This window comes from Amycolatopsis acidiphila (assembly GCF_021391495.1).
GTDB lineage: Bacteria > Actinomycetota > Actinomycetes > Mycobacteriales > Pseudonocardiaceae > Amycolatopsis_E > Amycolatopsis_E acidiphila.
The window spans coordinates 7,150,184-7,163,438 of sequence record NZ_CP090063.1 but is presented as its reverse complement, the minus strand read 5'-3'; the positions used below and the strand labels follow the sequence as shown (position 1 = coordinate 7,163,438).

Below are 13,255 nucleotides of genomic sequence, written 5' to 3'. Positions count from 1 at the left end.
TGGGTCTGCAGTGGACGGTCAGCGGAAGCCGGATGACCCCTCGGCGCGCCGCATGTGATCCCAGATCGCGTGATCCAGTTCGATGGACGACACCCCGAGGCGGTCGGCAGCACTCTTCACCAGAACCTGACTGGCGGCCGCCGACAGCCCGGCCCTGACGGCCCTGGCGACGAAGCGGTTGATCCAGACGTCGGCCTTGACGTCGGGAATGCCCAGCAGCATGAGGAAGTAGGCCCAGGTGACCGTGCCGAGGCCGGGAACGCTCAAGTAAGCGTGTTTGTGCAGATCTGTCGGTTCTCGAAGATCTGCGGCGCGGTGGACTCCTGCTGCGGTGAGCCGGCGTGCGACCGCCACGATCGCGACTGCCTTTGGTGAGCCGCCGGAGAGCCGCTGGTGATTGCCGGTGATCACCTCAAGGTCCTGCGGGTCGTACGCAGCCAGTGCGCCCAGGTCGGCGGCAGCTTCTTCTGGATGGCATCCACCAGAGCGGCGATGTCCTCAGCTTGCGTCATAGCTCGTCCGCAGGTAGGGCTCGGCCCTGAGCAGGTCCTCAGGTGTTCTGATGCGTAGTTCCAAGCTGCCGGTGCCGAAGTGCCCGATGTTCCGCACGTCGCGTGAAAACCCGTCCTCGAGATCTATCGAGTCCGGGTTGACCTTGAGATAGACGAGCAGTGCTCGGCTCTGGGGATGCACCTCGACGCAGGCGAAGTTCTTGAGCCGCTTGTAGGCGAAGTAGTTCTTGCGGGCGGTCTTCTGAACGTCGTCACCATAGGCGGTGAGCTGCGAATCGAGGTCGTCATAAAGGTTCTTGAGGCCGTCCGGCGCCTTGGCCAGATATTCGAGGACAGTTGTCTCGCCGGTGGTGACTGATTCTGGTTTCGCGCGTTCGACATTTCCTGCGGGCCCTGTGGTGGTGACGGACGTGAGCAGTTCGAGCGCCAGAAGCTCACCATTGAAGTCCCGATAGCGGACCAGTTCGATGTTGCGGTTGTTCTGCCGGACGGCGTACTCGTCGTACCGGGTGAAGTCTCCGGCAACACAGACCAGTCTGGGGTTGCTCCAGTCGATCTGGTCGGCTTCTGCCGCCCCACGCCGGTTCATGACCAGGAGCTGAAACTCGGCCCGGTGGTCGAGTAACCCGTCGAGGTAGAACAAGCCCTGGTTGATGACGTTCTCGTCCCGGGAGCGTTTGTATTCGAAGATGACCGGCGAACCGGTTTCGTCTATCCCGAGCGAGTCGATACGGCCTCGGTGCTGCGGTCCGGTCGAATATTCGGTGGCGAGAAAGCGCACCCCGAACAACGTCTCCATATTGGCCTCGATCGTGCGCTGGAGTTGACGCTCCAGCGCCACCGAGCTGCCGGCCAGCTCCTCGGCCTTCCCGTGACTGATGCGGAAGAGCTTCAAGTCGCTCAAAGTGTGCCTGGCCTTTCTCGCCCTCTTGGGAGGGGATCGTGCGTTCCATTGGTGATCGGAGATGACCCTCCAATCGTTAGCGCACCCGCTCGTGGCCCCCCGGCACTCCGCCGAAAACGGCTAAAGTCCCCCCATGGGGACCAGGGACCTCGCCGCGTGGCTCCGCGACTCGGATCCCGCGTTGCGCTGGCAGGTCGAGCGCGACCTCCTGCACGAACCGCCCCGGGTGTGGGAAGCGACGCGAGCCAGGATCGCCACCGAGGGCTTCGGCTCGCGCCTGCTCGCGCTGCAGGAGCCGGACGGCCAGTGGGCAGGTGGCGCGTTCTTCCCCGCCGACTTCCAGCGTTCCGAGGACGGCCAGCCCTGGACCGCGACCACCTGGACGCTCAACTCGTTGCGCGAGTGGGGCCTCGACCCCGCCGTCCTGCGCGAACGCCGCACCGTCGAACTCCTCGCCGAGAACTGCCGCTGGGAGTACGACAACCTGCCGTACTGGGACGGTGAAGTCGACTGCTGCATCAACGCCTGGACGACCGCGAACGGACTGTGGCTCGGCGCCGACATCACCGGCATCGTCGACTGGTTCCTCGAGCACCGCCTGCCCGACGGCGGCTGGAACTGCGAGTGGGTCGAGGGCTCGACGCGCTCGTCGTTCCACTCGACGCTCAACTCCCTCAAGGGACTCCTCGCCTACGACGCCGCGACCGACGGCACCGACGCGACCCGCGCTGCCCGCCGTGCCGGTGAGGAGTACCTCCTCCAGCGCGGGCTCCTCCGCCGCCTCTCGACGGGCGAACCGGTGGCGCCGTGGGTCGAGCGCTTCGCCTACCCGTTCCGCTGGTCCTACAACGTGCTCAACGCGGCCGAGTACTTCCGCCAGGCCACCAGGCTCGACGGCACGGGACCGGATCCGCGGATGGCCGACGCCATCGAGCTCATCCGCGCGGCAAGGCAGCCGGACGGGACCTGGCGCCAAGCCGGCCGGCACCCCGGGCGGGTGTGGTTCGAGGTCGACGTGCCGGCCGGCATCGCCAAAGCCGGCCGCCGCAAACTCACCGCGATCGCCAAGGCCCACGCGCCCCGCATGGGCGAGCGGCTGGTCGAGGCGATCATGACCGCACTGGCCGAGCAGACCGTCACCAGCATCAAGGGCGAGCACCCGCCCGCACCGGCGACCGCCAGCTCAAACGCGCGCTCTTCCTCGCCGCGTTCGCCTCGCTGTCCGACCCGGTCAGCCGGGCCCACCACGACCGCAAACGAGCCGAGGGCAAGAAACAGAACCGCCTCGCCCGCCGCCGCTGCGATGTCCTCTACGCCATGCTCCGCAACGGCACCCACTACCACCACCCCGAACCAGTTCCCACCGCAGCCGCCGCTTGACAACCACGTAGGGACACCTCCCCGCCGATACTGCCGGACACGCGCACTCGGCACGATGGAACCTCTCAAACGGCGAGGCCGTCGTGCTCGAGCTTTGCTAGCAGGCTTTGCCAGAGGAACTGGTCGTTGAACGTTGAGCCGAGATCTGGGAGCTCGGCGACGTCCTCCGGGGAGAGGACGTCCGGGCTGCCGTGCGCGCCCGCGTCGAGCGTGAGGCGTGCGAGGGCTTCGACGTTGAGCGCTCGGACCACAGCTTGCTGCACTGTCGAACCGGTGGCGACGATCCCGTGACCTCGCAGCACGCAAACCGGCTTCGTGCCGAGGACGTCGGAGACCGCACGCCCGAGTTCGGGCCGACGGATCAGCACGCTGCGCGGGTAGACGGGGATCCCGTCCTGCGCGAGGCGCATCGCCGGGATGTTGAACGCGCCGACGATGGGTCGCAGTTCCAAGCCCGCGAGATCGGCGGCCACAACCGCGGGCGGGTGGACGTGGACGACGGATTGTACCTCCGGCCGAGCCCGCATGATCTCGGTGTGGATCGGTAGCTCGTTGGGTACCGCGTATCCGTCGGGCAGCTCGGCCGCGCCGACGATCGGCACGCGTCGGACGTCGTCCGGCAGAGTAAAGAGGAGCCCGCGCTCCTGCGGGCCGCGGCACCTCACCCACATGCTGTCGGCATCCGCGCGCTTGCTGACATGCCCGAGGATGTCGGCCGCCAGCCCCTGATGAGCAAGCGCCCTGCACGCCGTGGCGACGATGCTGCGAGCGGCGGCCTCTCCCGAGGCGTCGTCCGCGGAAGCGGACACGTCGCTGGCCATGTGAACTCCTTTCGGTGGAAACGCGGGTGATCCGAATCGCGGTCAGTACCGGAGCCGGTGCAGTGAAAACGCGCAGGCGGCGCCCACCGCGAACGTGCCGATCAAGAATCCGAATGCCGCAGGGTAGCCGCCGGCATGGATGAAGGCGCCCATGACCGTCGCGCCGAAGGCACCGACGAAGTTCCCGACGCCGATCATCACGCCTGCCGCCCGGCCCATGCGCCGCTCGGGTGCCATCGAGTGCAGCACGCCCTGGCCGGCAAGTGTGGTCATGCCCTCGATGCCGACGATCGCGATGATGACTGCCGCAAGTTGGAAATCCGCCGAGGGAATGACCCGACAGAGCACGAGAAGGACGGCCGCGAGGGAGAAGCCCACAACAGAGAAGATGGCCTTGCGGCCGCGGCGGTCCATCCATACGGCCACGATCGGCGAGACGACGATGCAGAGCACGAATGCGAGTGCGACGAAAGCGCTCGCGGTGCTCTTCCCCACGTGCTGTACGTCCTTGAGATAGGACGGGAACCAGCTCGCGAGCCCGTATACGCCGATGTTGTTGGCGATCCAGCCGATGATCATGATGAAATACGGCCAGGTGAGGAGCTGACTGCGCTTCTGGTCGCGAGTGAGCTTGACATCCGTACTGTCAGCGGCGATGAACGCTCGCTCCGCGGCGGTCATGCGCCTGACCTTTGTCGGGTCGTCCTTGAGCAGCAGCAACGCGACCGGGACGCAGACCACGAGGGCGAGAATGGTCAGCAGGAAGAAGGCACCCCGCCAGTTCGTCAGCGTAATGGCCGCGTTGATCAGATAGGCGGCGACCGCGAATCCGAGATTGATCGCGCCGATCCATATCGACTTGGCCCTGGACCGCTCCGAGCGTGGGAACCAGCGGGCCGTGAGGGCGTTCGACAGTGGCCAGAGAAAACCTTCGGAGACACCGAGCAGGGCCCGGCCCACCACCAGGACGCCGTAGTTGGGCGCCAATGCGGCTATCGTCGTACTGACGGCCCAGAAGACAAGACCGGTGACCGCGCAACGCTTGGCGCCGAACTTGTCGATCAGAATACCCCAGACCGGCATCGACGCCCCGTAAAACAAGAGCGTGGCGGTGGTGAGGAAGCCGATCAGGCTCTCTTTACCGTGGAGATGAAGGGCCGAAAGGAAGCCACCGTCGGCGGCGATGACACCCGCGCCGGTCTTGTCGATCATGCCGACTATCCAGATGACCGCGAGTGGCGGAAGGGCGATTCGCCAGCGCATGTTCGATGTCCAGGACGGTTGGGCTACGGCAGCAGGCCCCGGTGCTTGCTGTGTGCTCACTTCGGTGTCTCCAATCGAGAGGATGCTGAACGAGTCCAGCGGTCAGGCGGAGGTGGATCGCGACCGAGATTCGGCGCCCCCTTTCCTGACGTCACTACTCGGGCGCTGCCGGCGCAGGCACGCGAGTAGTTCGGTGCTTTCGGGGTACGGGCGCTCGAAATACGATGTCTCCGCGACTCGTTCAAAAAAGTCGGCCACGACGTCGGCGGTCGGACTGGAAATGGAACTCGCTACGGCCAGCCGCTCGACCAGTCGCATGTCCTTGTGGATCGTGCTGGCTGGTGCGTGGGTCGCCATCTGGCTGGTGTCGCCCCGAAAGAACTCGGCGGCCGTGTCCAGTCCGGAGTCGCCTCCGCTGCATTGCTCGATTGCCCCCGCGACCGTCGGGGCATCGAGGCCCCATTCCCGGGCAATTAACAGAGCCTCGGACGCGGCGAGATACCAGGCGTACTTCACGTGTTGATTGAGCAACTTCGTCGCATACCCCGCGCCTCGATGCCCGCAATACACGAGCGTCCGCGACACGTCGGCCAGTACGGTCTCCGCCGCACCGAGAACACCCGGCTCGCCACCGATGAGCACGGTCATTTCCGGCGCCTTACGACTCACGGGGCAGTCGAGGAAAACGCAGCCCGCGGCGTCGAATGCGGCACCGACCCGGGTGGCGGTGTCTGGACCACACGTCGACATGTCCAGCACGATCGTGCCCGCGCGGGCTCGGGACAGGACACTCGCCGCGTCGTGCACCAATACCTGCTCGACCTCCGCGGGGCCGGGCAGGAATGTGATGACAAGCCGGCACTTCTCGGCGAGCCGTGCGGCGCTATCGGCGACGTCCGCGCCCGCCGCGGCAATTTCCTCTACCCGTTCCGTCCGGCGATCGTGGACGACGACCGCGTAGTTCGCCCGGAGCAATTCCCGGGATAACGCCGTGCCCATACCGCCAAGCCCTATCACGCCGACAGTCCGAGTGCCGTCGATGCCAGTCCAACTCATACCAGACCCTTCATATCGCGACTGCGGTCGGTCGGAATTACTCAGAGGAAGACGGAGAGGTTCTTCGCCATCAACACGGACTGGTCAAGGTGTAGTACTCGCCGGAAAACCTTCCAGCCCCGCTCGGTACGCCGCAGCCAATCGCGACGACGCCCGACGAAAAAGTCGGTCTCGTCGGCCACCCGATTACGGTAGACGAAAAATCGAGCGCTGACTTCGACTTCATCTCCGGATACTTCTACGATCCGCAGGTTGGTCACGATGTGCGAGACACGCGATACGGGCTCCTCGGCCCAGTGCACGCCGGTCAGCAGCTGCTGGACGCGGTTTTCCACCGTGGTCTTCGGTTCGTCGAACCAGCACACCTCGGATCCGTGTTTTGTCTCCTCGCGCGCCGCCACGTCGTTGTACATGACATTCATGCGGAGCGGGACCGAATAATGGTAGTCGTCCGCGAGCAGGTCCAGCCATTCCTCATAGCGGCGCTCGTCAAGGAGGTCAGCCTCGTAATAGAGGAACTCGCTGATGTCACTGAGCAGTTCCGCGCGCCGCATACCGGTCGGCTGGGCGCTCTGCGTCGGGACGGTCATGCCTCCACCTCGCTCGCGCGCTCCATGATCTTGGCGACCCGGTCGTCGACAGCGGCCACGTTCATCAGCTCGGGCCACGACATGTTGTCGACGAACTCGGCCCATCGGCGGTAGAACGCTCGCGCGTTGACCTCGCCGGCGATGGCGTGGTCGGAGTGCACCGCGCCGTCGAGATCGCTCAGCCGTTCCTCGCCAAGCCCCTGTTGGTAGTTGTACGGGTAGCGGCGGGCGACCACGCCCAGGCTTGCCTGGGTCGCGTAGTCCCAGTTCTCCATATCGTCCTGCTCGGTCATGCCCGCGGGGCCGCCGTAGCGCATGTAGTACTCGCGCAGCCAATCACGGACGAAATCCGGAGCATCCTTGTCCACGAGGAACCAGCGCCACACCTCGGTCTCGGTGGCGCTGATCGGATGGGCGACCAGGATCGAGCGCGGGAAACCCGCGGCGAACGACATATTCGGGAAAAGCGTCGCCGGGCCGCGTCCGCCAAGTGCCCGGCCCTCGGCGCGGAGTTTCTCCGCGCGGACGTCCCATGCTCGCTCGAAGTACTCGGTCAGATCCGGCTCGGCGAACTCGGGATAGGGAATCTCGTAGTCGAGATTGTCTGACGCACCGTGACCGAGACGGAAGGAGGTCTTCATACGCCCTTTGGAGAATCCGCCCTGGTTCTGACGCTCACCGTGCCGGCGATTTCCCCGGCCGCCGGGACCGATCCCGACCGCCTCGACCGAGGCGTGGGTCGACGCGCCATGGTAGGTATCACCCAGGAAGTTCTCGGATACGAACTTCCAATTGGAGCGGATGCGCCACTTCAGCACGCCACGGAATACTTCGGTCTCGCCCGCACGTCCGTCGAACGCGTCCGCGAGGTTGTCCAGCCAGAAGCGGAAGTCACCGACGTAGTCGAGGAACGCCGGTGCGTCCTCGTCCCACGATGCGAAGATGAGGCCCTTGTAGTTGTGCACCCGGGGGCATCGGACAAGTCCCCACTTGTCCTTCTCGAGCCGACCGTGGTAGGCCGATTTCATATGCGGTACGCCGTGGAGATCGCCGGGGACGTCCACCAGCGATCCGTCCATCGAGTACGACCACGCGTGGTATGGGCAGGTGAACTGCATCGTGTTGCCCTCGTCGTACCGGCAAACCCGCATACCGCGGTGACGGCAGGAGTTCAGCAGAACGTAGACATCGCCGTTGGTGGCACGGGTCATGAGTACCGGGTCGGAGCCCATCCAAGAGCTGAAGAAATCCCCGGGGTTGGGCACCTGGCTGGCATGGCCGACAAAGAGCCAGGCTCTCGGGAAGAGATGTTCCAGTTCCAATTTGTGGATCTGCTCGTTGACGAAGATGTCGCGGCTGATGACACCGCTGTCGACATCGACCAGGTCGCCGATTCGGGATGATGCCGCCGAGGCGGTGCTTAGGTCCTTCACCGTCATTACTGGTGCCTTTCGATGTGGTGCGTTGGTAATGGCTTCGTGAGCGCTGGGCAAGATGTCACGCGCCAACGGGCGCGCCCGAGGAGAGCTTTTCGAGTTCGGCGAGCACGTGCTCAGTGGACTTGCCTCGCTCCCACGCGGATCGGCACGTGGCGATCGCGCGCGGCCAGCCGAACGTGACGCATGCGGCGAAGGCGCCCTGGCGCCCGTAAATCGCAATGGTCTTCTCCCCGGCCGGCGTCGGGAATCGACGCAGTTCCACGCTGTCGGATTCCGCCGGGCGTCCGACCATTTGAATCTTCGTGCCGAACTGGTCAGACCAGAAATACGGCGCACGCGCACTCGGAACCCGCGCGGTGGGATCGATGATCTGCTTGGCGACGATATGTGCCTGTTCGACTGCGTTCGTCCAGTGTTCGACGCGTCGATAGACCGTCGCACCTTGGTCGATCGAACGGGCAACATCGCCGATCGCGTAAACGCCCTCAGCGGCTTGGACGGCGCAACTGGCGTCGGTCAGTACACCATCGTCGATGGGGATCCGGGAACCGTCGAGCCACTCCGTGTTGGGCGTGGTGCCGATCCCGACGACCACCGTGCCCGCCTCGTGCGTCGTGCCATCGGACAACCGCACAACGGCACCCTCGGACGTCTGCTCCACGGCCTCCACGCCCACGCCGGTCAACAGCGTGACGCCGTTGTCGCGGTGCAGGGACGCGAGATGCCCGCCGACCTCAGCGCCGACGGCACGCGCGAACGGCGCCGCCAACGCCTCGACGATCGTGACATCGGCACCGAGCGTTCGCGCCGACGATGCGACCTCGGCACCGATGAAGCCACCGCCCACCACCAACACTGGACGCCCCCCGGCGAGTCGCAGTCGGAGGCTCCGAGCGTGGCGCAGTTCGCGGACGGAGACGACGCTCTCGACGCCGGTGCCCAAGGTTCGAGGTCGGACGCCGGTGGCGATGACGAGGTAGTCGTAGTCGATCTGTTCGCCGCAGGCGGTGACCGTGCGCTCATCGATGTCGACGGCGGTCGCGGCCGTCGCCAGCCTGCCGTCGACCCCGATCCCGTCCCAGCCATCGGCACCGAGGAGTGAGATCTGGTCCTCAGTCTGCCCGCCGACGAGCAGCTGCTTGGTCAACGGCGGCTTGTCATAAGGCAACTCTTCCTCTGCGCCGAGCACCATGATGTCGTCGTCGAAGCCAAGGCGTCGCAGCTCCTGGGCGGTTCGGATGCCGCCGACCGACGAGCCGACGATGACAACACGCTCACGCATCGGCAGCCGTCCTCCAGATCGCCGCCACCGGGCAACTGCGGATCGCGGACTCCACCGTCTCCAGATCGGCCGGATCGACCATCTCGTCCCGGATGACGACCAGCCCGTCGTCGTCCAGATCGAAGTGCTTGGCGTCGACGCCGATGCAATTGCCGTAGCCCTGACACTTCGCGACATCCGCCTCGATGCGCATACCACCTCCGCATTGGTTCAATGGTTTGGAAGTTCAAACTAGGAGCAGCGGAGGTCGGTGTCAAGGGTCATAGCGCGAGGTGCCGTAAGGTGGCTCTTGGCAGGGGACCAATCAGCCCAACGGGCCGCGGTGAGGAGGGCAGCGTGTCGAAGGAGGCCCGCGCGTTCGATCCGCTACCGAGCGCGAGAACCGCGGACCGCATCGTGCGGTTGCTTCGTGACCGAATCCGTTCCGGTGAGCTGCCGGTCGGGGATCGCCTGCCGTCCGAGCGGGATTTGTGCGCTCAGCTCAATGTCAGCAGGTTGTCCTTGCGCGAGGCCCTGCGCGTGCTCGAAGCCAATGGCCTGATCGAGGTCCGCATGGGCGCCCGCGGCGGAGCCTTCGTGACGGCCCCGTCGACGCAGCATGCCGGCGAGGGGATCACCGACCTTCTCACCACGGCCGGCCTGTCCGCCGCGAACGTGACGCAGGCACGCTCGATCCTCGAGCTCGGGATCATCCCGGTCGTGATCGCGTGCGCCGACGAGACCGACCTCCTCGAACTGGACAAACTGTGCGACGAGGCCGAAGCGGCACGCACCGACGGCTCCTACACGCGTGCGATGTCACTCGACTTCCATCTACGTGTCGCAGCTGCGACTCACAACCCCGCGATCGTGATGATCATGGACTCGTTCCGGGACGCCATCCTGATGTCGATACAGGAAGCGCGACACGAGGGAACACAGGGCGTCGCTGAGCACCGGAAGTTCATCGACGCCGTCCGGGCAAGGGACGCCGATCGCGCACATCAGGCCATGGCCGACCACCTTCGTCGCACCGCCGACGCGGTCGGTTCCCCCTGCTGAGCCACGGCTTCGACGTCCGGCCGGCCTGCCCGCTGGGCCGTCCACAATGGACTTCTTCCGGCGTGGTCACGCGGCGAAGTCGGGCTCAACGCGATCATCGACACGCACAGACGTCAGCTGCGCACGCCTCCGCTGCATCGGTGTTCGCGGAGCACATTCGTGAAATTGGTGGCCGTGCCCGAGCGAGCGCCCGAGAGATCCACGTGCACGTCCCGAAACCCCATTCCTCCGCGCCAACGTCCATAATGGACGTTACGCCGCGGTGACGGGCTCCATCTCCGGCGAGCGCCACCACCATGACGATCGGGAAGATCGCGAACACGAAGAACGTCCCCTTCGCTGTCATGCCGCCGTCCAGCAACAATCCGGCGAGCCACCGGTCCGAGCATCGCACCCAGCTGGGACACCGACGCGGCCCAGCCGCCGCTGGCCCGGATCGACGGCCGGTAGAAGATCCCTGAAATGCTGATGGCACCACCGTTTCCGCCTATGATGACGACATTGGCGAGCAGCACCACGAGCACGTAACCCGCGGCTCCCAACGGGGCGAACCCGATGAACAGCAGGCACGGCACCGCGATCCGCGGCATCCACATGATCGCGCCCGCACCGCCGGTCGATGAACCGGCTGATGACCGCCTGACCGAGCGCACCGCGACCGACGCCCCGGCGGCGAGCGTCGCGGCCGTCGAGGCGGTCCGCACAGGTAGGTCTCCGCGTCGCGACACCACGGCGCGCTCCACGTGCTCCGCTGAAACGAAACCCCGTAGGTCGGCACCTTCGGCGTGAGTGTATCCGAGAACGACACGAACGGTCGGCGATTGCTGGGCCAGTTCGTCATGATGGAGCACGTCGTCCGCCCCGCTGGCGTAGTGTGAGAACACGATCTCACCACGGTGTTTCCCGTCGGCAAGCGTGCGCAGCATCGACAGCACCGGGGTGATCCCGCTGCTACCGCTGATGAACAGAATCCGCGACGGCCGCGGCGTGGGCAGGGTGAACTGGCCGTCCGGCGCGGAAAGGCCGAGCATCAGGCCGGGCGTGCAGATAGCCGGAGACCAAGCCGTCGGGCGCCCCCTTGATGGTCAGCTCCAGCCCGTTCCGCTGTTCCGAACCGGTGGGCGAGTAGCAGCGCGTGCGCTGCACTCCATCGATGTCCACCGACGCCCGCACGCACTGGCCGGCCCGGAACCCCTGCCAGGCCCGGCTCGGCCGCACCGTGAGCGTCACCGTGTCCGCGGTCTGCCGCCGAACGCCCGTGACCACGCCGCGGAGCTCGCGGCGGACCAGCATCGGGCCGATCAGCTCCAGGTAGCGATCCACGCCGTGCGGTGTGAGCAATGCTGCGGAACCGGCTACCCGCCACGAGCGCAAAGAATGGACCAGACGCGCACTCCTGGACGCCGCACTGGGGTTACTCGCCGACACTGGTTTCGGCAACCTCAGCCTGCGTGAGGTTGCCAAGCATGTCGGCATCGTGCCGACCGCGTTCTACCGGCGTTTCGCCTCGATGGACGAACTCGGCGTCGTGCTCGTCGAGGAGTCCATGCGCACGCTGCGTGCGACGATCCACGAGGCCCGCCGAGATTCCCGGTCTTCTGCCGGTGTCATCGAGGCCTCCGTGCGCACGCTCCACGAACACGTCCGCGCGCACGAGGACCACTTCCGCTTCGTGATCCGCGAACGCCACGGCGGCGCGGGCCCGGTGCGGCAGGCCATCGCCTTCGAACTCAAGCTGCTCACCCAGTGAACTCGCCGTCGTAGCCAGACACCTTGGCAACGCGAACAGCTACGGCAGACGCGACCACCCATGAAAGAGCGGCGTCGACGTGGCCGTGGCTATAAGGCAGCAACTCGCTCTCGCCGCGCGACGGTCGCATCCTTGTCGCATCCTTGATGCGCATCGGAGAGCAGGAGCACCCATGTGCAGGAAGTCGTCGACGCCCGCGACGGGTCCTACCGTAGGCGACCGATCACGGTCGCTGAGCAGACTCGCAGTGACTCTACGTAAGGTTCGCACACTGGCTCGCCCCCTCTTGCTTCAGAAACAGAACGTTTCCGCAGGCCAGAGTGCGCATGTTGATCACAATCTGTGCCCCCGGCAGGATTCGAACCTGCGACACCCGCTTTAGGAGAGCGGTGCTCTATCCCCTGAGCTACGAGGGCTGGCAGGCTACAGCGTAGCGGCACGCGCCGACGAAGCACGAGCCACACCGGCCAAACGCGCGAGCTATCGACTCTTGCGCTACCACTGGGTAACCTTCCGTGATCGGACGCGGAAACCCCGCTCCCCAAGATCCGGAGGGCCCGTTGATCAAGCTGGTGTTCGCCGACGACGAAGAGCTGGTGCGGTCGAGTCTGCGTGGAATGATGGGTGGCGCACCGGACATCGAGGTCGTCGGGGAGGCCACGGACGGGCGCTCGGCCGTCGAGGCCGCACGCCGCCTGCATCCGGACGTCGTGCTGCTCGACATCAAGATGCGCGCCCCCGACGACGGCATCCGCGCGCTCCGCGCGATCCTCGCCCTGCCGGCCCCGCCCACCGTCGCGATGCTCACCACTTTCGACATGGACGAGTACGTCAGCCTCGCCCTGCGGCTCGGGGCCAACGGGTTCCTCCTGAAGGACATCGAGCCCGCCGCGCTCCTGCGTGCGGTCCGCGACCTCGCCCGCGGCGGCGCGGTGCTCGACCCGGGCGTCGCCGCGCGAATGGTCCGCGCGCACCGCGAGGGCCAGCGCGCCGCCCAGCCCGCGCGCAAGCTGCTCGCCAGCCTGTCCGAGCGCGAACGCGAGGTCGTCGGGCTCATCGGCCAAGGCTTGTCGAACGCCGAGATCGGGGGCAAGCTCCACCTCTCCGAGGCCACGGTCAAGGGCTACGTCTCCGCGGTCCTCTCCAAGATCGGCGCCGCGAACCGGGTGCAGGCGGCACTGCTCGCCTACCGTGGCGGCCTGCTCGACCAACTGTGA

The 13,255-nt window shown here is 66.1% G+C and carries 14 protein-coding genes, 1 tRNA gene and 1 pseudogene; 4 read left to right on the top strand and 12 right to left on the bottom strand.

Annotation, left to right across the window (positions count from 1 at the left end; translation table 11 throughout):
• Positions 1–18: 18 nt before the first annotated feature.
• Both LWP59_RS34980 and LWP59_RS34975 read right to left on the bottom strand, forming a co-directional pair.
• Positions 19–411 (bottom strand): hypothetical protein, encoded by a 393-nt coding sequence (locus LWP59_RS34980; RefSeq protein ID WP_144641419.1) that lies wholly within the window; start codon positions 409–411, stop codon positions 19–21.
• Positions 412–498: 87 nt separating this feature from the next.
• Positions 499–1,407, bottom strand: a complete 909-nt coding sequence (locus LWP59_RS34975) for a DUF5655 domain-containing protein (RefSeq protein ID WP_222425607.1) — start codon at positions 1,405–1,407, stop codon at positions 499–501.
• A gap of 1,027 nt (positions 1,408–2,434) precedes the next feature.
• Here LWP59_RS34975 and LWP59_RS34965 point away from each other — a divergent pair.
• A pseudogene (locus LWP59_RS34965) lies at positions 2,435–2,796 on the top strand (IS110 family transposase); the annotation flags it as partial.
• Between the two features lie 65 nt (positions 2,797–2,861).
• On the opposite strand, the gene LWP59_RS34960 reads toward LWP59_RS34965, so the two are convergent.
• The 7 genes from LWP59_RS34960 to LWP59_RS34930 all read right to left on the bottom strand — a co-directional run bounded on the left by LWP59_RS34960 (position 2,862) and on the right by LWP59_RS34930 (position 9,440).
• The gene (locus LWP59_RS34960) at positions 2,862–3,617 is read right to left on the bottom strand and encodes a class II aldolase/adducin family protein (protein ID WP_144641413.1); all 756 of its coding nucleotides are present in this window, start codon (positions 3,615–3,617) and stop codon (positions 2,862–2,864) included.
• A 42-nt stretch (positions 3,618–3,659) separates the two neighbouring features.
• On the bottom strand, positions 3,660–4,829 hold the full coding sequence (locus LWP59_RS34955) for an MFS transporter (protein WP_186383347.1): 1,170 nt from the start codon (positions 4,827–4,829) through the stop codon (positions 3,660–3,662).
• A gap of 153 nt (positions 4,830–4,982) precedes the next feature.
• On the bottom strand, positions 4,983–5,936 hold the full coding sequence (locus LWP59_RS34950; protein ID WP_144641407.1) for an NAD(P)-dependent oxidoreductase: 954 nt from the start codon (positions 5,934–5,936) through the stop codon (positions 4,983–4,985).
• 41 nt (positions 5,937–5,977) lie between these two features.
• Entirely contained in the window at positions 5,978–6,526 is a 549-nt protein-coding gene (locus tag LWP59_RS34945) for a 3-phenylpropionate/cinnamic acid dioxygenase subunit beta (RefSeq protein WP_144641404.1), read from the bottom strand.
• Positions 6,523–7,965, bottom strand: a complete 1,443-nt coding sequence (locus tag LWP59_RS34940; RefSeq protein WP_144641401.1) for an aromatic ring-hydroxylating oxygenase subunit alpha — start codon at positions 7,963–7,965, stop codon at positions 6,523–6,525. Before LWP59_RS34940 ends, LWP59_RS34945 begins: the two co-directional genes overlap by 4 nt.
• Before the next feature lie 58 nt (positions 7,966–8,023).
• A complete protein-coding gene (locus LWP59_RS34935; protein ID WP_144641398.1) occupies positions 8,024–9,247 on the bottom strand; it encodes an NAD(P)/FAD-dependent oxidoreductase in 1,224 nt (407 codons plus the stop codon).
• Positions 9,240–9,440: a ferredoxin gene (locus tag LWP59_RS34930; protein ID WP_144641395.1), complete on the bottom strand. Its 201-nt coding sequence runs from the start codon at positions 9,438–9,440 to the stop codon at positions 9,240–9,242. The genes LWP59_RS34935 and LWP59_RS34930 overlap by 8 nt, the downstream gene beginning before the upstream one ends.
• Before the next feature lie 143 nt (positions 9,441–9,583).
• Here LWP59_RS34930 and LWP59_RS34925 point away from each other — a divergent pair, with 143 nt between their 5' ends.
• The gene (locus LWP59_RS34925; protein ID WP_222425606.1) at positions 9,584–10,288 is read left to right on the top strand and encodes a FadR/GntR family transcriptional regulator; all 705 of its coding nucleotides are present in this window, start codon (positions 9,584–9,586) and stop codon (positions 10,286–10,288) included.
• 113 nt (positions 10,289–10,401) lie between these two features.
• Here the strand turns inward: LWP59_RS34925 and LWP59_RS34920 are convergent, their stop codons facing one another.
• Both LWP59_RS34920 and LWP59_RS34915 read right to left on the bottom strand, forming a co-directional pair.
• Positions 10,402–11,319 (bottom strand): ferredoxin reductase domain-containing protein, encoded by a 918-nt coding sequence (locus LWP59_RS34920; protein ID WP_229857860.1) that lies wholly within the window; start codon positions 11,317–11,319, stop codon positions 10,402–10,404.
• The gene (locus tag LWP59_RS34915) at positions 11,240–11,611 is read right to left on the bottom strand and encodes an FAD-binding oxidoreductase (protein WP_229857859.1); all 372 of its coding nucleotides are present in this window, start codon (positions 11,609–11,611) and stop codon (positions 11,240–11,242) included. Before LWP59_RS34915 ends, LWP59_RS34920 begins: the two co-directional genes overlap by 80 nt.
• A gap of 10 nt (positions 11,612–11,621) precedes the next feature.
• On the opposite strand from LWP59_RS34915, the gene LWP59_RS34910 reads away from it, so the two are divergent.
• The gene (locus LWP59_RS34910) at positions 11,622–12,038 is read left to right on the top strand and encodes a TetR family transcriptional regulator (RefSeq protein ID WP_373299698.1); all 417 of its coding nucleotides are present in this window, start codon (positions 11,622–11,624) and stop codon (positions 12,036–12,038) included.
• Positions 12,039–12,381: 343 nt separating this feature from the next.
• Here the strand turns inward: LWP59_RS34910 and LWP59_RS34905 are convergent.
• Positions 12,382–12,454, bottom strand: a tRNA-Arg gene (locus tag LWP59_RS34905).
• 144 nt (positions 12,455–12,598) lie between these two features.
• Between LWP59_RS34905 and LWP59_RS34900 the strand changes: the two genes are divergently transcribed.
• Positions 12,599–13,255 carry a response regulator gene (locus tag LWP59_RS34900; protein WP_144641388.1) on the top strand — a complete coding sequence of 219 codons (657 nt, stop codon included), beginning with the start codon at positions 12,599–12,601 and terminating at the stop codon, positions 13,253–13,255.

Coding starts and splice junctions, on each gene's coding strand:
- LWP59_RS34960 (WP_144641413.1), bottom strand. CDS start 3,617: ATGGCCAGCGACGTGTCCGCTTCCGCGGACGACGCCTCGGGAGAGGCC.
- LWP59_RS34955 (WP_186383347.1), bottom strand. CDS start 4,829: ATGATCGACAAGACCGGCGCGGGTGTCATCGCCGCCGACGGTGGCTTC.
- LWP59_RS34950 (WP_144641407.1), bottom strand. CDS start 5,936: ATGAGTTGGACTGGCATCGACGGCACTCGGACTGTCGGCGTGATAGGG.
- LWP59_RS34945 (WP_144641404.1), bottom strand. CDS start 6,526: ATGACCGTCCCGACGCAGAGCGCCCAGCCGACCGGTATGCGGCGCGCG.
- LWP59_RS34940 (WP_144641401.1), bottom strand. CDS start 7,965: ATGACGGTGAAGGACCTAAGCACCGCCTCGGCGGCATCATCCCGAATC.
- LWP59_RS34935 (WP_144641398.1), bottom strand. CDS start 9,247: ATGCGTGAGCGTGTTGTCATCGTCGGCTCGTCGGTCGGCGGCATCCGA.
- LWP59_RS34930 (WP_144641395.1), bottom strand. CDS start 9,440: ATGCGCATCGAGGCGGATGTCGCGAAGTGTCAGGGCTACGGCAATTGC.
- LWP59_RS34920 (WP_229857860.1), bottom strand. CDS start 11,319: ATGCTCGGCCTTTCCGCGCCGGACGGCCAGTTCACCCTGCCCACGCCG.